We start from the raw sequence: 19,195 nt of genomic DNA, 5'->3' as shown, positions 1-19,195 counted from the left end.
GGTAAGACTTTTTTTATTCTTTAAATCGAAGTAACTTTGCAAGAACTAAAAAGTTTTAATGAAAGTTATTTGCGAAACAAAAAGTTTGGTCTTACGAGAGTTTTTTGAGATTGATGCATTCGAATTATTTCAATTAAATTCTGACAAAGAATTGATGAAAATCGTCAACGAAAAACCGTATAAATCTGAAGACGAAGCGAAGTTTTTTATCGAAAATATGGAGAAACATTACCAAGAATATGGTTTTGGTCTTTGGGGTGTTCACGAGAAAAAAAGCGGACGATTTGTTGGTTGGGGAGGTTTGCGCCAAACAAAATACGGCGCAGTTATCAACATTCGTCTGAAACGCAAATTTCAGAACAAAGGTTACGGAACAGAAGTTTTGAATGCAATTGTTGATTACGCAAAAAATGAATTGAAATTAGATAAAATTGCTGCAAAAGCAAATGTAAATCAACCCGAAACGTTGAAACTTTTACAAAAATCTAAACTTCAACAATCAGAAGAAAACGAATTAATTTTTAAATTATAAAAAACAAAAAAGCCTTGAGATATTTATTTCTCAAGGCTTTTTTATTATTTCTTTTTAGGTGGAAATTTTTGTAGCAATTTCGTTACACCTTTCTGAATATTTGCTGCACGAACTTCTGGCGAAGCTTTCAAGGGCATTTGAATTTTCAAGGTTCCTTCCCAAACTAATCTTCCCTCATCCTTCATCGAAATCGTATAATTTTGATTTAATTTTTGAGACATAATCGGAATTCCAACCGAAACTCCACCTCCAAAACCATAACCGCCCGTTCCCATTCCAATTCCTACATTAGAGTTTTGTTGTTTTGAAACATATTCTTCTGGCTTCACGTCTAATGTTAAACTTCCATCATTCGATTTCTGAAAACCTCTGTACAACATTCCTTTTTCAATCGACGAATATAATCTGGCAGAATCTAAATCATTCAAACCTAAATTTCCCGTTTGTGTAAAAGAATACGTTCTATTTGTTTCAAAATCAAAATCTCGGTCATAATCTACCGCTATATTTTGCGTGCTACATGAAACAATTGTTAAAAATAACGCGCTTAGTAAAAGTATTTTTTTCATTGTTTTAATTTTTAAGATGAGTACCTGAAACAAGTTCAGGTTGGCATACAGGTCATATTGAACTCGCTTCAACATCGCATCACATTAGTTATTTCAAAGAAGTAATATAAATTTCCACCACTTTTCTTAACGAATCAAAACCAATTTCATCTAAATTAATTTCGTTGATAGAAACCCATTTTACTTCTGCTATTTCATCTTTTTCAAGCGTAATTTCTTCGTCTGGAAAATCAGCAATAAACGCTAAATCACACGTTTTATATGGAACTTCTTTGTACTCGTATGTATTAGGTTGAGAAAGAAAATACTTGAAATTCTCTAAAGGAATTTTAATTCCTAATTCTTCCTCAATCTCTCGTTGACAGGTCCTTTCTGCCGATTCATTTGGATCTGTAAAACCTCCAGCCAAATCTAACATTCCTTTCTTTGGTTCTCTATTTCGAACTGTAAAAAGAATTTTATCTTCTTTTTTTAGAATAACCGCCACAGCAGCTGCCACATTTTGATAATAAACCAAATCACAATTGTTGCACGACATTTTTCTAAAATCAAAATGATCGATAGAATGTCCACAATTTGGACAAAATTTAAACGATTTTATCATCTTTTTAGGTTAATGATTATTATTTATTTCTTGGATGAAATTTGATAATCGCATCTCGAATAAATTCTTGATCAACATGCGTATAAATTTCAGTCGTCGTAATACTTTCGTGTCCCAACATTAACTGAATTGCACGAAGATCTGCTCCATTTTTCAATAAATGAGTCGCAAAAGAATGGCGAAACGTATGCGGACTTATTGTTTTTTTAACTCCAGCAATTATCGATAATTCTTTAACGATTGTAAAAATCATCACACGTGTAAGGTTTTTACCTCGTCTATTTAAGAACAAAAAATCTTCGAAACCAGCTTGTATAGGAAGATGAATACGAATACTTTCTTTGTACAAGTTAATATATTTTATCGTATAATCGCTAATCGGAACAAGTCTTTGTTTGTTTCCTTTCCCAATGACACGAATAAAACCATCATCAAAAAAAAGATCAGAAATTTTGAGATTTATCAATTCCGAAACACGCAAACCACAACCATAAAGCACTTCTATAATCGCACGATTTCGCTGTCCTTCTGGTTTTGATAAATCAATTACTTCAATCATTTTATCAATTTCTTTTTCAGAAAGTACATCAGGAAGTTTCATCCCAATTTTTGGAGTTTCAAGTAAAGAAGTCGGATTATCTTCTCTAAAATCTTCGAGTTGTAAGTATCCAAAAAAGCTTTTCAAGCCAGAAATAACACGCGCTTGCGAACGCACGCTATATTCGCTCGATGCAAAATCGTGTACAAAATCCCTCAAATCATCTTGCGAATAATCTAAAGGTTGTTTATCAGAATAATTAATTAATTTTTGAATATCGCGTAGATAACCTTCAATTGTATTAGCAGAAACTCTTTTTTCTAATTTCAGATACATTTGATAGTCATACAAAGCATCTTTCCACAGCATTTACTTCGTTATTTTTTCAAGTTCAAAAATACGCTTTATCATTTCATCTTCGGGCATCCAAACTTGATAAAATGCACGCGAACCATATAAAGTTCCAGCAATTGTGGCTTTCATGTAGTTATCAACAGTTGTTGAAAAGACAGGGTTAAACTCATTTGAAGGAATTCCTAAAACACCTAAAAACTCATTTCTATACATTCCAGCACTGAAATATTTCAGATAAATTGCTTCGTTATGAAACATGAAAAAATCGTGAATTGAATAAATTTTCTTGAATAAAAAATCATTAAAATAATTTGCATCTTGATTATAATACAACCAGTTCGAAACCGAATTTGTATCTAATGCAACAAACTCATCAGGAATAATTCCACCACCACCGTAGACTTTTTTACCTGAAGGCGCTGTAAACTCTAAGTCTTTATTAATTTTAATTGAATCTTTACTATATAATTCACCCGATTTTAATCGTTTATATAAATCGTCACTGTATTTTGCCGTTTTTTTATCGAAAGGTTTTTGAATAGATCGACCAGAAGGCGTGTAATAATTTGCAACAGTCAAACGTACCTTAGTACCATCTCCTAAACTAATTTCGCGTTGCACCAAACCTTTACCAAACGAACGACGACCAACAATAATTCCACGTCCATAATCTTGTAAAGCTCCCGCAACAATCTCACTCGAGGAAGCAGAATTTTCATCCATTAAGACGTAAATTTTTCCTTGCTCGAAAAGACCTCTATTTGTTGCGTAAATATATTTTTTACGTTTTTGTTTGTCTTGTGTGTAAACAATCAATTCGTTTTTCGTCAAAAATTCATCGGCTATTTCTTCTGCAATATGCATGATTCCACCTGGATTTCCACGTAAATCAAAAACCAAAGTTTTCATTCCTTGGTCCAATAAATTTTGTAAACCTTCGTGAACTTCATTTGCAGAATTCTCTGAAAAACGAGTCAATTTAAGATAACCAATATCTTTCGTTAACATATGTTTTCCAGTAACCGTAGGAATTGGAACAATAGTACGATTTAGCGTAACAGAAATTGGTTTTTGATCGCGAATAACAGATAGTTTAACTTCCGATCCTTTCTTTCCCTTCAATAAACCTTCTATTGTTTTATTATCTTTTGCAACCAAAGATTGATTGTCTGCAGCAACTAATTGATCTCCAAATTCTAGTTTGCCATAATTTTTCGTTCCAGGTAAAGTACGTTCAACAACAATGGTGTCGTTCATTGTGCGAAATTGAATTCCAATTCCAACAAATTCACCTTTCAATTGCTCTTCTGCCTTTTGTACAGAAGCTTTGTCGATATATGTACTATGTGGATCTAGCTTGGCAACCATATAATGAATTGCATCATCAACCAAACTATCCGAATTAACATCGTTCACATATTCATTGTCAATCAAAGAAACTAATCGACGAATTTTTTGTTCGTTATCCGAATATTGCAAACCTACAATATCCTTGTTTTCATCGAACGCAAAGTCGTATTTTTTCCCAACCATAAAACCGATTAAGAAAATAATCATCACAACTAATACGATATTAATAACCTTGAAAAAACTTCTCATTGAAATGTTAACTGTATAATTCTTCTTCTGTAATTTGTCGAATTGTAATTCCTGATTTTTCTAAAAACTCTAACCCAGAAAGGTCTTTGTATTGTTGAATGTAAACGATGCGCTTTATGCCCGCTTGCAGAATAAGTTTGCTACAATCTGTACAAGGCGAAAGTGTAATATACAATGTCGCTCCTTCTGCAGATTGCGTAGAAGTTGCACATTTTAGAATTGCATTTGCTTCGGCGTGCAAAACATGCCATTTTGTATTCCCCTCTTCATCCTCGCATTTGTTCTCAAAACCACTTGGCGTACCATTGTAACCATCAGAAATTATCATTCGATTTTTAACAATAATTGCACCAACTTTTTTGCGTTCGCAATAGGATAGATTCGCCCATTCAAAAGCCATTTTAAGATAAGCTTTATCGTAACGTAATTGTTTTTCTAAGTTTGTTTCCATTTCTAACTAAGCTTCTTCTTTATTTTTTGTCCATAAAGGCGGAATAAAAAATGGTAATGGATTTCGGAAAAATGCTTTTAATGTATGCGAAATCATCGTAAAAATCTTATAAAAAGGAATATTATTAGATCGCATTGCCATTAATAATGATAAGATAAAACTAACTAAGAAGTTGCTCCAACCTACCATAAAAATTGCAATAAAACCAATAATCATTGGTCCAATATCAAAATGATAACCCATTCCTCCAATACCAATCGCGAAGTTTCCTGAAACGAAAGTAATGTGTCGAATATCGAAAGGTTGACCAGTAAAATCACCAATCAAAAAAGCACATCCCATCATAAAACCGAATGCAACATTACCTACAACTCCACCCATATTTTTCTCAAACCAATTCGAAATTCTTCTTCTTCTACGTTCTGAAAATGATTTTTTCAAAATTGGATGATTATAAATACGTTCTGGAATATTATGAAAACGTTGATTATTAATTGTTATTCCCGAAATTAATCCTGAAAGGAATAAGAAGACTCCAGCAATTGCTCCAAAGTAAAAAATATGCCAATCCATTGTTACCACTTCTTCCCAATAATGATAAGCTTTAGAATATTTTAAAACTTCTAATCCTAAGATTTCGTTCAATAAATAAAATATTCCTAATGAAACAACAAAACCAGCAACAACATTTCCTAAAAAAGCAATCATTTGGCTTCTTACTAATTGCGCAAATAAAGTTGTAAAATCTTTCACATTCAGTTCAGATCCAGAAGTCGGCACAAGCGAACGAGCTAAACGAGCCGCTGTCATAGAAGGCTGTTTTGTAGCAAGTGTCATATGTGTCAAATAAATCGTACAAAAACCAACAGCGTAATTAATACTAAAGAAAAACGCTTTAAACAAAGGCGATGTATCATGTATATTTCCAATTCCGGTTTTGATAAAACACAAAAAAGAAACAATAAAGCCACCTCCACAAGCTGTCCAAAACATCTTATTATACTCTTTGGCTGTCTGGGTAATATATTTTTCGCCCGTTTTACCATTATGATAAGTCACTAAGAAAGTGATTAAATAAACCGTAGAACCTAACTGATTACTCATAAAATTCTTTGGTGCATAAAATTCAACCCATTTCTTTGTTGCAAGACTATAGAAAGAAATTATTCCGTGTAATCTTAGTTCATTATAACTATTTAAAATTGTTTGCAAACGAACTAATTGTTGTTGCAAACGATTGATTTTTGATGCAACTTTCAATGAAATTCCTTTGTAATCTTTTTGTGTTAAAATATCGTTTAACAAATGTTTACATTTCGAAATACTTTCTTTGATTTCTAACATATCAAAGCCAGCTTGTGGATTTTCGATAATGTTACTAATCTGCATCGAAAGTTTAGAGAATGGATTATCAAGATAATTAACCTCGTTACTATAACGCATCATTTCTTTGTCCGAAAACCCACCAGTAATACGAACCGTCAAAATAGAAATTGCTTGTAAAAGCTGATTTTGAATATTATTAACGTTTCCTTTAAAATTATCTGGTTCGATATCTTGATACAATACTTCGAAAAATTTTCGCCAACGATCTCTTGGAATAATTCGGATTGCTGATAAGTTTTTCGAATTATAAAAAATCTCATTTACCACAGAAGTTAATTCATTATTATCTTCAATATCTGGTAAAAGAGAATCCATTATTTTCTTTCTAAAAATGGATAATAAATTATCTTCCAGATGAATTCCACTATCTACTAAATAGCTAACGAAATTGATTTTCCCGAATGTATTTTGAAGTTCTTCGCGAAAAATTAATCGATATGTAGGGTTATTTTGAAGTTTAGAAATTAGATCATCTATAAAAGAAATTGAATCTGGATAATCTTTTCTTGCTTTCTCTAATAATCTTAGAAAAAAGCTCTTCTCGTATTTTTTATTTTGATCAAATATAGAGTCTAAAGCCATATTTTAATTTCTTCATTCAGAGTACAAAAGTAAAAAACTTATACTACCTAAGCAGTATAAATCAAAAGAAATAAAAAAGTGATTCTTGATGAACCACTTTTTATATATTTAGAATTTAAAATTTTTCTTATCTATTGCTGGGTTGATTTTTATGTCATTAAATTTTATCACATATTCTCCTCCATCAACTGGTTTTCCTACCACTTTTGTGGCGAAAGATAATCCGTTATACGTCTTGAAATTAGAGTAATAAAGTGTTTCGTCTTTATTTTTTTCCATTACAATTTCGTACGAATTTTTATCAAAACAGTATATTGTAGAATTTGTATTTTTTGTTAATTCTATTTTGTAACAGCTATTATTTTGATCGTATTTATCTACACCTAAGTATTTTACTTTAAATCCTTTTTGTTTATATTTCAAAATATCCGAATCAAAAGAGTCTGGTTTATAATCTTTTACAGCTACATTTTTCTTAGCAACTTCGCTGTATGTCCATCCCATTCTACCATCATATCCTTCGTTCAAGATTTCTTTTCCATTCATCACAAACACTACTTTTTTGTTGTAAGGGCGTTGATGATAAACAATCATTGGATAAGAATCTCCAACATTTATAATGGCTTCTCCTTTTAGGATAATACTGTTCAAATTATTCCAAGCTGCTTCTCCTCCTGTTTTTTTAATATGAGTTTCTATTATTTTATCTGCATTTTGTGCAAATGTAGTCACAGAAAATAATGAAATCATAAGCGTGCTAAACATCAATTTCGACATAAGAACTTTTTTAATTTTTAACAATCTGTCGAACAAGATATAAAAACTAATTTAAAGTTCTGTAAAGAAATATTGTCTTTTAGTCTTTTTTAACTTCTATATGAGCCCAATTTTCACCTCTTAAAATACGGTAAACCTGACCTTGAGAAATATTAAATTGTTTTGCTAGTGTAGAAATTTTTGTTTTTCTATTTGGATCAATTAATTTCTTTTTTAGACGAATAACTTGTGCTTCTGTCAACTTACTATTTGGAATACTGTCTAAACGAGAACGTCCTTTCATCATTCTAAATAAATCCTTGTTGTGTTCTTTCCATTCGTCTAAAGTAGCCCACTTTAAATTATCCATTGCGTTGTTTAATTTGTTATGATCCAAATGCACTACATATTCTTTATTGTCTTTATTTGGTAAAAACGTTTCGGCAACCATTTTATGTACATATTTAGCCGTACGTTTTCCGTCTGCTTTTGTTACCCAAATCGCACGATAACCGTTGTTAATCGCTCCTTCTAAGATTTTGTATTTATCTTGTCCTGTGTATAATTTTTTTACAAGACCATCTTTTGAAACTAAAAAGGATCTTTTTTCAATTAATCCTTCTGCTTCGTATTCTTTCCATGAATCACTCATAATCACTATTTTACTTATTTACTCTATTTTACAACAACATTCATACCGAAATATTTTCTTAAGTATTAATTAACTTAATTATTTCATTTCCATGTCAAGTATAGCTAATTTTAGGGCAAATATAAATCATAAAAAGTTTAAAGATTATTTTTTAACAATAGTGTATAAGTACTTTTTTGCACGCTCTAAATCTTCTGGTGTATCAATTCCTACTCCTATCGATTCGGTTTCAATCACTTTAATCTTCATTCCATATTCCAAATAACGTAATTGTTCTAATTTTTCTGCACGCTCATTTTGACGCATTTCAAGTGTTGAAAACTTCAACAAAGCTTCTTTTCTAAACGCATAAATCCCTAAATGACGAAAATAATTTGGTGTAAAATTAGTTTCACGTGCAAATGGAATTGCTGAACGCGAAAAATAAAGTGCAAAATCGTTAATATCAGTGACCACTTTTACAAAATTAGGATTGTTAATATCTTCTTCTTTTCTAATTGATTCTTTTAATGTCGCCACATCTACAGTTTTTCCCAATTCTCCATCAAAAGAGGATAAAATATCTGCCAAAGCTTTTTCGTTCACAAATGGTTCATCTCCTTGCACATTCAAAATAATATCACATTCTATATCTTGTATAGCTTCAGCAATTCTATCACTTCCTGTTTCGTGTTCTTTGATACTCATGATTGCTTTTCCGTTGTGCGAAACAATTTCATCAAAAATTAAATCAGAATCTGTCACCACAAAAACATCGTCAAACAAATTAGTAGCGACAACATTTTCGTACGTCATTCTTATCACAGTTTTATCGCCCAATTGTTGCATCAATTTACCTGGAAAACGTGTTGCTGCATAACGAGCTGGAATTACGGCTATTTTTTTCACAATTTTTAATTTCAAATTTCTGTAAATTTAAAATAGATTCGGCTGAAATGCTTCTTTAATCAACAAAATAATTATAGTATCTTTGCTAAAATAAATTTTCTGTATGAAGATTGCTTTCAAAATTTTGTTATTTTTGATTTCATTAGGATTAATATATATCTTAATCAACGAGTTAAAAATTCAAGGATAAAGAAAAATTTATGTCAAAAACAACTCAACGTTCGTTAGCTATTTTACTATCTCACGATATGCTTAGTTATATTACCAAAACAACCGACGGGGAAACGACTTCGTACTCGGATGTGTATGACTATTCGGTAGATTTTACAAATCTTAACAAAACGGAAATTGAGATTGAACATGAATTGCGTTCTAATTTGACTTTGCTACAAGAATATGATTATGTGCATATTTGTTTTTTGTCGACAACTGTAAATGTTGTTCCAAATCACTTTGCGCACAAACCTTTTGAGGAATTGTTATCACTTTCTAACTATAGTCCTATAAAATTAGCGATCGATTGTCCTTTGGAAAATGTAGATGCATCAATTATCTACAATATTCATTATCCATTAAAAGATATTTTGCTTTCGTTACCGAATTTGCAAAATGCGCGTTTGTATCATTCGGGCAAATTCTTGGTTGATTATGGAATGATTAATACCAAGAACGATGAAATTTATATCAATTTAATGCATCAAAAATTAGAAGTTTGTGTGTTAAGCAATGGAGAATTTATTTTTTATAATCTATTTGAAACAAAAACGAAAGAAGACTTTTTGTTTTACATTTTGTATACATTAAATCAATTAAATATTAGTCCAAATACCGTTTCGTTGTATGCTTTTGGTGACATCATGAATTCGCCAGATTATTATGAAACTTTACAAAAATATGTGCGTCATATTTCGTTTAACGAAGCAGACAAACAACTTGGGCAATATTTTACATTATATAAATTATTCGAATGCGAATCATTTCAGGAACATTAAAAGGAAAAAGAATCACAGCACCAACCAACTTGCCGGTGCGCCCAACAACAGACTTCGCGAAAGAAGCTTTATTTAATATCTTAAACAACGAATGGTATTTTGCCGAAATTACCGTTTTAGATTTATTCTCTGGAATTGGAAGTATTTCATTAGAATTTGCTTCACGTGGAGCAAAAAAAGTAACTTCGGTTGATAATTTCTACGGTTGTGTAAAATTTTTGGACGAAATAGCGAAACAATTAAAATTAGATGATGTTATTTCTACTGTAAAAAGTGATGTCATGAAATATTTGGATAAGCAACCAATCAAAAAATTTGATATTATTTTTGCTGATCCTCCTTACGATTTGGATGTAGAAATTTACAAAAAAATCCCAAATTTGGTTATCGATAATAAATGGTTAGAAGAAGGTGGAAATTTTGTTTTAGAACATCCATCAAGCATTTCTTTTGAAGAGCATCCAAACTTTGTACAGCACAAAAAATACGGAAACGTACACTTCTCTTTTTTCGAGTAAACATCCATTTTCTTAAAATATTTAACAAAATCGACTGATAGATGATATCTATCAGTCGATTTCTTTTTTTTATTTATACTAAGTCTAATTAAATTTGCAGCATTAATTTTATTTAGAATAAATATATATAACATATGAAACGAAATAATCTTCTACTTGCGTCAATTACTCTGCTTAGTTTTTCTACGGCATTTGCTCAAGAAACAACGAAAGAGAAAAAAGATTCAATTAGCAATCTACAAGAAGTTGAAATTTTTGGAGATCGTAACAAGAATCAAAGAGGTTTAGAAACAATTACACGTTTTCCTGCAAATCCTCAAAATCAAGTTCAATCTATTTCAATTATTTCTGAAAAGTTAATTGAAGAACAAGGTGCACAAACAATTACAGATGCTACTCGTAATGTACCAGGTGTTACGTTATTTGGAAATTATGGAGGTATTCGCGAGTCGATGTCTATTCGTGGATATAGAGGAGTTCCTGTCTTAAAAAATGGTGTTCGTATGGACTCTGATTTCCGTACAGGATCTGCTGTTATTGATATGGCTGGTGTAGAATCTATTCAAGTTATTCGTGGTTCTGCTGCGGTTACACAAGGAATTGGAAATGGATTAGGTTCTGCTGGAGGTGTAATTAACGTTACAACAAAAACGCCACGTTACATCAACCAAGGACATATTTCTGCTCAATATGGAAGCTGGAATACTTTCCGTTCTACATATGATATTCAACGAACAGTTACAGAAGATAAAAATTTAGCTTTCCGTTTAACAGGTTCATATAACAATGGAGATAGTTATAGAGATGTTATTAACAGTAATTCTTTCTATGTAAATCCATCTATGGCTTGGAAAATTGATGATAAAACTGAATTTGTTGCTGAGTTTGATTATTACAAAGGAGATAAAACGCCAGATCGTGGAACTATCAATTTAGGAGATAATTTTACTGAAGCTTTATACGATATCGGTGATAAATTTATGGGATATGATATCGATAATACCGAAATCAAAAACTATTCTTACGCTGCTCGTATTACAAGACAGTTAACAAATAATATTAGTGCTAGAGTTGCTTACTTTAGTAACTTCTACAACAGTGACCAATTAGGAGCAACGTTAGCTTCACCAAAAGGAAGTACAGAATATAACATTCGTAATCGTGGATTAGGTCGTTCTTTTAGAGATGATAGAAACTCGACTTTACAAATTGACTTGATTGGTAAAGATATGAGATTTGGTGATTTCAAATGGAATTGGCAAGCTGGATATGATTATACAATCAACCGTTTAGAAACAAGAACTGCAGATGGTATCGGAACTATTGATCAAATTGATGTTTTCAAAGATATTAACCATTCGATCAACTTAACTCCTGAGCAAGAAGCTAAATTAGCTTGGAACAAAGACAAAACAAATCTATCAAGAGGTTATTCTTACGGATTTATGACACAACATCATTTCTCTTATAAAGATTTAATCACATTTGTTGGAGGTTTACGTTATAGCTATTTAATCGATAACCACGATGGTGTTGTAGATCCTGTTGTTGGTTTAGTTGTTTCTCCTTGGAGAAATGTAAATGCTTACATTACTTATGCAACAAACACAAGTTTACGCTCTGCTTTAAACATTATGACTGATGGAAGCAAAGCTGGACCTTCTGTTACAGATCAAGTAGAAGTTGGTGTTAAAACACAATGGTTCAACGACCGTTTACGTGCAAACGTAGTTTACTTCAACATGAACAACGATAACTTAACATTCGAAACATACGAAAATCAAACAGCAACTGGTTTATACGAAAAAGCTGGTAATTTGAGACGTAAAGGTATCGAGTTTGAAGTTGCTGGTCGTCCATTACCAAACTTACAAGTTATGTTAGGATATGCATACTTAGATGCTGGTTACCACGATTCTCCTCAATATGTAGAAGATTCAAGACCATCTAATGCGCCTTACAATACAGCAAATGCTTGGGTTCAATATAAATTTATTGAAAATAATTTCTTGAATGGTTTCACTGTTTCTGCTGGTGTTTACTACGTAGGTTCAAGACCATCTAACGAACAAAGTTTAGATCGTGATGCTCATGGTAATTTCTACGGAGGAAGCAAACCTTTCTTATTGCCAGATTATTATACATTAAATGCGCAAGTTGGATATTCTATGAAAAGATTTGACTTCCGTTTATTCTTTAATAACATTACAGATCAGTTAGGATACAATTCTTACTTCCGTGGAGGTTACATCAACCAAATCGATCCATTTAATATGGCTGCACAAGTAAATTTCAAATTCTAATTTTCTCAGAGTTAAACATATTTTTAGCATTTATTTAATAGGAAAACGACAGTTTTATAAACTGTCGTTTTTATTTTGGATAGAATTGACTAACTTTCGTCAAAATTTTTCTTAAAACATGAAAACAAAAATTACTGCTTTATTGATATTCTTTTGTTCGATTTTTACATTTGCACAAACAGAAAATACGCTAAAATCTATTCCAGAATTTTCTTTTGTAAAAATGCAATCCGAAGGAATTTTCAGTTCAAAAGATATCAAAAAAGGAAAACAAACGTTAATCGTTTTATATTCGCCAACATGTATTCACTGCCAATTAGCCTTGAATCATTTTAGCAATAATTACGAAGAACATTTAAAAAACAATCAGATTATTTTGGTTTCTGAATACGAAGCAAAAGACGCTATCCCTTTCCTAAAAGAGCACGCATCTAATTTTGTAAACAATAAAAATGTAGAATTATTATATGATTCTAATTACGAATTTGGTCCAATTTTTCAACCAACTTCTATTCCTACATTTTATTTATTCGACAAGGATAAAAGTCTTGTTACAATCAAAAAAGGTTCTGTAGAAGCAAATCAAATTTTTAAATATTTGAAATAATTTAAAAATTAATCCATAAAAAAAATCCACTCAATTGAGTGGATTTTTTTGTTATATCTAATCGATGATTATTTACCTTGTTGTGCTTGAGCTTCGAATTGTTTTTGTAATTCTTTAATTTGCTCTTCAGATAAACCTTGTCCTCCTTGCGCACCTGGTTGACCTTGTGGCGCTGGTTGACCTTCTTTAAAGTCTACTAATTCTACTTCGAACTCTAATGCTTGGTTTGGTCCAATTTGTCCTCCAGGAGCTCCCATTTCACCGTAACCTAAGTTAGCTGGAATATAGAATTTGTATTTAGATCCTTTAGACATTAATTGTAAACCTTCTGACCATCCTGGAATAACTTGGTTCAAAGGAAATTCTACACCTCCTTTAGCTTCAGGGTTTTTATCTGTACTGTCAAAAGTTTTACCAGTAGCTAAAATTTTACCAGTATATTTTACTTTAACAATACTATTAATGTTTGGTTTAGCACCTGTTCCTTCTTTTTCTACAACATAAACTAATCCAGAAGCAGTTGTTTTAGCACCAGAAGTTTTTTTCTTCTCGTCTACTAATTTTTTAGACTCGTCTGCATTTTTCTTAACCAAGTTTTGTTGGTGATTTTTTGCATACGTATCTAAAATTCCCATTCCCGCTTCTTGTGTAATCAACAATTTTTTGTGACGTACAACATCCATAATCCCTTGAACAATAATATCCTTGTCCATTTGATCTAATTGTTGTTGGTTAATAACCGTCTCAATTTGCTGACCAACTTGTTGACCAATCGCGTAAGATTCTCTACCTTCTTTACCTGCTTTTAAGTAATCGCGGATCCCTTTTTCTAATTGATCGTAGTTGATACTATCAGTTTCAACTAAACGTCCTCCAAGACCTTTGATTTGCTCACCAAGACCAGTTCCGAAAGCATAAGAAGCTTTTTGATCTTCGCTTTCTAATTTGTCTACAGATTTTCCTTTGTTACAAGACACTAACGACGCAACAACAAAAATCCCTAAAAGAACTTTTTTCATTATTTATAAAAATTTATTGCAAGTTTAATAAGAAACTTTCATTAATCATACAAATCTAAACCAAATTCTTCTTTTAATTTTAACAAAATCGGGTTTTTATCTGATAATTTCTCAAATTTTTCTTTGTTTGATAAGATATGATTCGTTGCTTCCTTCTCAGAAAACTTAATTTGAATACTAAAATAGTGATTCTTAAGGAATGCTCTCAAACTATTTCTGATTCGATCACGGTATTCCTCAAATTCTTGTTCCGATGAATGAGAAGTAAATTCGAAAATAATTTCATCACCTTCCAAGCCAAGTTCAGTTGTCATCAAAGCATTATAGGACGGAATATTATGTTCGATTTTTAATCGATCCAAAAATCTTTTCCAGCCTTCTTTTACTTGATCCAATGTAAACTTTTCTCGAGGCAAATCATTTCGTAAAATCTCCTCTTGATGTTCTTCTACTTTTGCTCCAGGCAAAGCCATCTTAAGACTAAACGACGAATTACCATTTGTTCTAATCGGTTTTGAAGCACGCGTATATTCTTTGACTTCTTCTGAAATCGAAGTTTTAACGTGTTGCGTATTTACCTGTTGTGAAGTTTGTCCATTTTGAGGAATAGAATTATTTTGCTGAATTTGAAGAACTTCAATTTTAGAAGTTTGTTGTTCAGAAAAATAAAACGTTGGCGGAACTATCCTATACTTTTTTTTTTAAGCCCGTTTTCTTCTGCCGTTAACGAAGCCAATTGCATCAATGCAATTTCAACTGTTAAACGAGGATTCTTACTCGATTTGTAGTTTAAATCGGCCTCATTACAAATTTCAATTGCTCCAAATAAAAACGTTGCTGAACATTTTTGTGCATGCTCCAAATATTTTGCTTTTATACGCTCACCAACTTCCAACAAACTTACTGTATTAGCTGTTTTCGCCATCAATAAATCTCGGAAATGAGCGCCCAAACCGCAAATAAATAAATGTGCATCAAAACCTTTGTTCAAAATATCATTCAATTGCAACATCGCTTGCGGAATATCATTTTCCAAACACGCGTCTGTCATCTTGAAGTAATAATCGTAATCTAATACATTCAAGTTTTCTGCTACTGAAGAATAGGTCAAATTTTTATTGGTAAAAGTTGACATTCTATCAAAGATTGATAAAGAATCGCGTAACGCACCATCTGCTTTTTGAGCAATCAAATGCAATGCATCATCTTCAAAAGTTACTTGTTCTTTTTCAGCAACATTTTTCAAATGCCCTTTGATGTCTTCAACTCCAATTCGTTTGAAATCATAAATCTGACAACGAGAAAGAATAGTAGGAATAATTTTATGTTTTTCTGTAGTTGCCAAAATGAAAATAGCGTGCGCTGGTGGCTCTTCTAAGGTTTTCAGAAACGCATTGAAAGCAGCTGTTGACAACATATGAACCTCATCAATAATGTAGACACGATATTTCCCAATTTGAGGAACAATACGTACTTGATCGATTAAATTTCTGATATCATCAACCGAATTATTAGATGCCGCATCCAACTCAAAAATATTGAAAGCAAAATCTTGATCGCCTTCTACTCCATTTTCTTCGTTGATTTTACGTGCTAAAATTCGAGCACATGTTGTTTTTCCAACACCTCTTGGTCCACAAAATAAAAGAGCTTGTGGCAATTGATTTGACTTTATCGCTTGCTCCAAAGTATTTGTAATAGACGCTTGTCCAACTACATCTTCAAAATTTAACGGGCGATATTTTCTGGCTGAAACAACAAAATTTTCCATACTATTGGCAAATATAATGGTTATAATTTTAAGAATTAAATCTATTCATTTTTTTTAATTTTTTTTCTGTCAAAACGAATGTTAAAAAACAAAAGGTAGTCATACAACCTAGTGAAATAATTGAAGCAAAGATGTAATTTATTTCAAATAAAAGTCCTGATAAGGCAATTAATAAAAAAATTACTCCAAAATAAAACATAATTTTTCTGGAATATTTTTGTGCAAAATTCCAATTCTCAATATTTTTCATTGATAAGTTTGACCTATAACCATATAATGGATTAATATTTTTTGCAGGAAAAATTAATTGTACAATTCCCATAATTATAAATATTAGACCAAATAATAAGGATAAAATAAAAAAAGGGCTTTCTGTATTCATCATAAAAAAAAATTAAATCATCTTAGTCTTTATCATTTTATATAAAATTAAATACTTTTCGTTAGATTCGTACTTTTAGATTTATTATTTTTGCTTCAATTATACTCAACCTTAAAATGGCTATAAAAAACACACAGGAAACACCAAAAACTCCTAAAAAACAAATCGTCAAAACAATTATAGGTATACTGTTTTTAGTAATCGGTTTATTACTATTAGCTTCGTTTATTTCTTATTTTTTTAATGGTTTTATGGATCAGAGCCAAATCTCTGATTTATTAGATAAAAGTCAAACCGCCGAAAATATTTTCGGGAAGTTTGGCGCATTATTAGGTGAAACATTCATTTTGCAAGGAATCGGAATTGTTTCATTTTTTGTCCCAGTCTTCTTTATTCTCTTAGGAGTTAAAGTTGCTACAAATTGGAAAAAAATTAAGCCTTTCACAACGCTTTATCAAAGCATTTTCTTCATGATTTGGTTGCCAATATTTTTTGGTTGTATTTTACCAACTCAACACATGTTTTCTGGCGTAATGGGATTTGAAATTAATGATTTCCTAAATAGCTTTATTGGTAAATGGGGTGTAATTTTATTGCTTTTCGTTAGTTTATTGATTTATTGTGTCATTCATTTCCGAATGACGTATCAATCTATCCAAGAAAAAATGGAAGAACGTGCGAAACAAAAAGAAATTGAGCGCATAGAAAAAGAGCAAGAAAAAATCAAGAGAGAACAGCTTGAATTAAGAAAACGTAAGGAAAAAGAAGAACAAGAAAAGATAAATAAATTCAATCAAGATGCTGAAAAGCAACAAGAAGATAGTTTATCGCAAGAATTAGAATTGATAGAACAACAAGAGAAAGAAGCAATTCAATCTCATAAAGTAAATCCAAACGAAGCATTTCATCAAGAATTTAAAATTAATCAACCAAAAGAGGAAGAAACAATCGAAGAAACTCCACTTAATATTACAGAATTAGTAGTTGAAGATTTGGCAGATGATGAGGAAGAAAATAATCAAGTAGATTTTTTATCAATTAATGATGAAGAAAATTTCGAAACAGAAATTCAACCAACTCAAAATTCTTCTGAAAATGGATTAGAATTAAAAGTTCAACATGTTGATGAAGAAGAAGAATTTGAAGCGACTTCTGCTCGATTGGTACAAGAACAAGGTGAGTACAATCAACGTTTAGATTTACCAAATTATCAATTTCCTCCTATTTCATTGTTAAAAAAATATGACAACGGAAATACGTTAATTGATCAAAAAGAATTAGAAACGAACAAAAATAGAATTGTCGAAACCTTAGGAAATTACGGAATCGGAATCGATGAAATTTCAGCAACAATCGGTCCTACAGTTACCTTATATGAAATTGTACCAAAAGCTGGTGTTCGTATTTCTAAAATCAAAAATCTTGAGGACGATATTGCCTTAAGTTTGGCTGCGCTTGGTATTCGTATTATTGCGCCGATTCCTGGAAAAGGAACAATTGGTATCGAGGTTCCAAATTCTAATCCTTCGATGGTTTCCATGCATTCGGTTATTGCTTCGCAAAAGTTCCAAAATGCTGATATGGAATTGCCAATTGCTTTCGGGAAAACAATTACGAACGAAACCTTTGTTGCCGATTTAGCAAAAATGCCTCACTTGTTGATGGCTGGTGCAACGGGACAAGGTAAATCGGTTGGTTTGAATGCTATTATCGCTTCGTTAATCTATAAAAAACATCCATCTGAATTAAAATTTGTGATGGTCGATCCGAAAAAAGTTGAGCTAACTTTATATTCTAAAATAGAGCGTCATTATTTAGCAAAATTACCAGATTCGGAAGAAGCAATTATCACAGATAATACAAAAGTAATTAACACATTGAATTCACTTTGTATTGAAATGGATGATCGTTACGAATTATTGAAAAATGCTTTCGTTCGAAACATCAAAGAATATAACGCGAAATTTAAACAACGTAAATTAAATCCAGAAGCTGGTCACAGATTCTTACCATATATTGTATTAATCGTGGATGAGTTTGCAGATTTGATTATGACAGCTGGTAAAGAAGTAGAATTACCGATTGCTCGTTTAGCTCAATTAGCTCGTGCCGTTGGTATTCACTTGATTGTTGCAACTCAACGTCCGTCTGTAAATGTAATTACAGGAACAATTAAAGCCAATTTCCCAGGTCGTGTCGCTTTCCGTGTAACGTCAAAAATCGATTCGAGAACAATTTTAGACTCGCAAGGAGCTGATCAATTAATTGGTAAAGGTGATATGTTGTACACCACTGGAAACGAATTAATTCGCTTACAATGTGCGTTTGTTGATACACCAGAAGTCGATAAAATCACCGAATTTATTGGTGAACAACGTGGTTATCCAGATGCAATGCATTTACCAGAATATGTTGGGGAAGAAGGTGGATCTAATTTAGATATTGATTTATCTGATCGTGATGTACTTTTTGAAGATGCTGCACGATTGATTGTAATGAATCAACAAGGTTCCGCGTCTTTATTACAACGAAAATTAAAATTAGGATATAATCGCGCCGGACGATTGATTGATCAATTGGAAGCTGCTGGAATTGTTGGTCCTTTCGAAGGAAGTAAAGCAAGACAGGTATTGATACAAGATGACATGAGTTTGGAACAGTTGTTGAATAATTTGAACTAAAATTTATTAAA

At 31.7% G+C, this 19,195-nt stretch carries 19 protein-coding genes; 6 read left to right on the top strand and 13 right to left on the bottom strand.

Annotated features, from left to right (window positions below; genetic code table 11):
• The first annotated feature begins 58 nt into the window (after positions 1-58).
• Positions 59-532: a GNAT family N-acetyltransferase gene (locus HXZ69_RS07690; protein WP_221854535.1), complete on the top strand. Its 474-nt coding sequence runs from the start codon at positions 59-61 to the stop codon at positions 530-532.
• Between the two features lie 44 nt (positions 533-576).
• Here the strand turns inward: HXZ69_RS07690 and HXZ69_RS07685 are convergent, their stop codons facing one another.
• The 9 genes from HXZ69_RS07685 to kdsB form a co-directional block, all read right to left on the bottom strand.
• On the bottom strand, positions 577-1,101 hold the full coding sequence (locus tag HXZ69_RS07685) for a DUF4136 domain-containing protein (protein WP_181816331.1): 525 nt from the start codon (positions 1,099-1,101) through the stop codon (positions 577-579).
• An 88-nt stretch (positions 1,102-1,189) separates the two neighbouring features.
• Positions 1,190-1,705: an NUDIX hydrolase gene (locus HXZ69_RS07680; RefSeq protein WP_115001815.1), complete on the bottom strand. Its 516-nt coding sequence runs from the start codon at positions 1,703-1,705 to the stop codon at positions 1,190-1,192.
• Between the two features lie 19 nt (positions 1,706-1,724).
• The gene (xerD, locus tag HXZ69_RS07675; protein WP_180905186.1) at positions 1,725-2,612 is read right to left on the bottom strand and encodes a site-specific tyrosine recombinase XerD; all 888 of its coding nucleotides are present in this window, start codon (positions 2,610-2,612) and stop codon (positions 1,725-1,727) included.
• Positions 2,613-4,196, bottom strand: a complete 1,584-nt coding sequence (locus tag HXZ69_RS07670; RefSeq protein WP_180905187.1) for a S41 family peptidase — start codon at positions 4,194-4,196, stop codon at positions 2,613-2,615. It lies immediately after the preceding gene.
• A gap of 7 nt (positions 4,197-4,203) precedes the next feature.
• Positions 4,204-4,647, bottom strand: coding sequence for a deoxycytidylate deaminase (locus HXZ69_RS07665; protein WP_125349767.1), 444 nt, complete (start codon positions 4,645-4,647; stop codon positions 4,204-4,206).
• A 6-nt stretch (positions 4,648-4,653) separates the two neighbouring features.
• Entirely contained in the window at positions 4,654-6,615 is a 1,962-nt protein-coding gene (locus HXZ69_RS07660; RefSeq protein WP_280035452.1) for a transporter-like protein, read from the bottom strand.
• 108 nt (positions 6,616-6,723) lie between these two features.
• Positions 6,724-7,365, bottom strand: a complete 642-nt coding sequence (locus HXZ69_RS07655; protein WP_286495552.1) for a LolA family protein — start codon at positions 7,363-7,365, stop codon at positions 6,724-6,726.
• A 106-nt stretch (positions 7,366-7,471) separates the two neighbouring features.
• On the bottom strand, positions 7,472-8,023 hold the full coding sequence (locus tag HXZ69_RS07650) for an HNH endonuclease (RefSeq protein WP_038332702.1): 552 nt from the start codon (positions 8,021-8,023) through the stop codon (positions 7,472-7,474).
• Positions 8,024-8,167: 144 nt separating this feature from the next.
• Positions 8,168-8,911, bottom strand: coding sequence for a 3-deoxy-manno-octulosonate cytidylyltransferase (gene kdsB / locus HXZ69_RS07645; protein ID WP_286495551.1), 744 nt, complete (start codon positions 8,909-8,911; stop codon positions 8,168-8,170).
• Between the two features lie 200 nt (positions 8,912-9,111).
• On the opposite strand from kdsB, the gene HXZ69_RS07640 reads away from it, so the two are divergent.
• The 4 genes from HXZ69_RS07640 to HXZ69_RS07625 all read left to right on the top strand — a co-directional run bounded on the left by HXZ69_RS07640 (position 9,112) and on the right by HXZ69_RS07625 (position 13,331).
• Complete coding sequence (locus HXZ69_RS07640) at positions 9,112-9,903, top strand: DUF3822 family protein (RefSeq protein ID WP_286495550.1); 792 nt, start codon at positions 9,112-9,114, stop codon at positions 9,901-9,903.
• Positions 9,879-10,421 carry an RsmD family RNA methyltransferase gene (locus HXZ69_RS07635; RefSeq protein WP_286495548.1) on the top strand — a complete coding sequence of 181 codons (543 nt, stop codon included), beginning with the start codon at positions 9,879-9,881 and terminating at the stop codon, positions 10,419-10,421. Before HXZ69_RS07640 ends, HXZ69_RS07635 begins: the two co-directional genes overlap by 25 nt.
• A gap of 134 nt (positions 10,422-10,555) precedes the next feature.
• Positions 10,556-12,724 (top strand): TonB-dependent siderophore receptor, encoded by a 2,169-nt coding sequence (locus HXZ69_RS07630; protein WP_286495547.1) that lies wholly within the window; start codon positions 10,556-10,558, stop codon positions 12,722-12,724.
• 118 nt (positions 12,725-12,842) lie between these two features.
• A complete protein-coding gene (locus tag HXZ69_RS07625; protein WP_286495545.1) occupies positions 12,843-13,331 on the top strand; it encodes a TlpA family protein disulfide reductase in 489 nt (162 codons plus the stop codon).
• Between the two features lie 68 nt (positions 13,332-13,399).
• On the opposite strand, the gene HXZ69_RS07620 is transcribed toward HXZ69_RS07625, so the two are convergent.
• The 4 genes from HXZ69_RS07620 to HXZ69_RS07605 all read right to left on the bottom strand — a co-directional run bounded on the left by HXZ69_RS07620 (position 13,400) and on the right by HXZ69_RS07605 (position 16,506).
• The gene (locus HXZ69_RS07620; protein WP_125349774.1) at positions 13,400-14,350 is read right to left on the bottom strand and encodes an FKBP-type peptidyl-prolyl cis-trans isomerase; all 951 of its coding nucleotides are present in this window, start codon (positions 14,348-14,350) and stop codon (positions 13,400-13,402) included.
• Positions 14,351-14,391: 41 nt separating this feature from the next.
• Entirely contained in the window at positions 14,392-14,823 is a 432-nt protein-coding gene (locus HXZ69_RS07615; RefSeq protein WP_115001825.1) for a DUF8439 domain-containing protein, read from the bottom strand.
• A gap of 209 nt (positions 14,824-15,032) precedes the next feature.
• Complete coding sequence (gene dnaX, locus HXZ69_RS07610) at positions 15,033-16,121, bottom strand: DNA polymerase III subunit gamma/tau (protein WP_115001827.1); 1,089 nt, start codon at positions 16,119-16,121, stop codon at positions 15,033-15,035.
• Positions 16,122-16,149: 28 nt separating this feature from the next.
• The gene (locus HXZ69_RS07605) at positions 16,150-16,506 is read right to left on the bottom strand and encodes an SdpI family protein (RefSeq protein WP_286495544.1); all 357 of its coding nucleotides are present in this window, start codon (positions 16,504-16,506) and stop codon (positions 16,150-16,152) included.
• 113 nt (positions 16,507-16,619) lie between these two features.
• Here HXZ69_RS07605 and HXZ69_RS07600 point away from each other — a divergent pair, with 113 nt between their 5' ends.
• On the top strand, positions 16,620-19,184 hold the full coding sequence (locus HXZ69_RS07600; protein WP_286495543.1) for an FtsK/SpoIIIE family DNA translocase: 2,565 nt from the start codon (positions 16,620-16,622) through the stop codon (positions 19,182-19,184).
• Positions 19,185-19,195: the final 11 nt, after the last annotated feature.

This window comes from Empedobacter sp. R132-2 (genome assembly GCF_030324375.1).
Lineage (GTDB): Bacteria > Bacteroidota > Bacteroidia > Flavobacteriales > Weeksellaceae > Empedobacter > Empedobacter falsenii_B.
Note: the sequence above shows the minus strand (reverse complement) of the source record. Positions and strands in the feature narration are given on the sequence as shown.

What these genes read in the sequence shown, in the direction of transcription:
- HXZ69_RS07690 (WP_221854535.1), top strand. Translation starts at nt 59, where the DNA reads ATGAAAGTTATTTGCGAAACAAAAAGTTTGGTCTTACGAGAGTTTTTT.
- HXZ69_RS07685 (WP_181816331.1), bottom strand. Translation starts at nt 1,101, where the DNA reads ATGAAAAAAATACTTTTACTAAGCGCGTTATTTTTAACAATTGTTTCA.
- HXZ69_RS07680 (WP_115001815.1), bottom strand. Translation starts at nt 1,705, where the DNA reads ATGATAAAATCGTTTAAATTTTGTCCAAATTGTGGACATTCTATCGAT.
- xerD (WP_180905186.1), bottom strand. Translation starts at nt 2,612, where the DNA reads ATGCTGTGGAAAGATGCTTTGTATGACTATCAAATGTATCTGAAATTA.
- HXZ69_RS07670 (WP_180905187.1), bottom strand. Translation starts at nt 4,196, where the DNA reads ATGAGAAGTTTTTTCAAGGTTATTAATATCGTATTAGTTGTGATGATT.
- HXZ69_RS07665 (WP_125349767.1), bottom strand. Translation starts at nt 4,647, where the DNA reads ATGGAAACAAACTTAGAAAAACAATTACGTTACGATAAAGCTTATCTT.
- HXZ69_RS07660 (WP_280035452.1), bottom strand. Translation starts at nt 6,615, where the DNA reads ATGGCTTTAGACTCTATATTTGATCAAAATAAAAAATACGAGAAGAGC.
- HXZ69_RS07655 (WP_286495552.1), bottom strand. Translation starts at nt 7,365, where the DNA reads ATGATTTCATTATTTTCTGTGACTACATTTGCACAAAATGCAGATAAA.
- HXZ69_RS07650 (WP_038332702.1), bottom strand. Translation starts at nt 8,023, where the DNA reads ATGAGTGATTCATGGAAAGAATACGAAGCAGAAGGATTAATTGAAAAA.
- HXZ69_RS07640 (WP_286495550.1), top strand. Translation starts at nt 9,112, where the DNA reads ATGTCAAAAACAACTCAACGTTCGTTAGCTATTTTACTATCTCACGAT.
- HXZ69_RS07635 (WP_286495548.1), top strand. Translation starts at nt 9,879, where the DNA reads ATGCGAATCATTTCAGGAACATTAAAAGGAAAAAGAATCACAGCACCA.
- HXZ69_RS07630 (WP_286495547.1), top strand. Translation starts at nt 10,556, where the DNA reads ATGAAACGAAATAATCTTCTACTTGCGTCAATTACTCTGCTTAGTTTT.
- HXZ69_RS07625 (WP_286495545.1), top strand. Translation starts at nt 12,843, where the DNA reads ATGAAAACAAAAATTACTGCTTTATTGATATTCTTTTGTTCGATTTTT.
- HXZ69_RS07620 (WP_125349774.1), bottom strand. Translation starts at nt 14,350, where the DNA reads ATGAAAAAAGTTCTTTTAGGGATTTTTGTTGTTGCGTCGTTAGTGTCT.
- HXZ69_RS07615 (WP_115001825.1), bottom strand. Translation starts at nt 14,823, where the DNA reads ATGGCTTTGCCTGGAGCAAAAGTAGAAGAACATCAAGAGGAGATTTTA.
- dnaX (WP_115001827.1), bottom strand. Translation starts at nt 16,121, where the DNA reads ATGGAAAATTTTGTTGTTTCAGCCAGAAAATATCGCCCGTTAAATTTT.
- HXZ69_RS07605 (WP_286495544.1), bottom strand. Translation starts at nt 16,506, where the DNA reads ATGATGAATACAGAAAGCCCTTTTTTTATTTTATCCTTATTATTTGGT.
- HXZ69_RS07600 (WP_286495543.1), top strand. Translation starts at nt 16,620, where the DNA reads ATGGCTATAAAAAACACACAGGAAACACCAAAAACTCCTAAAAAACAA.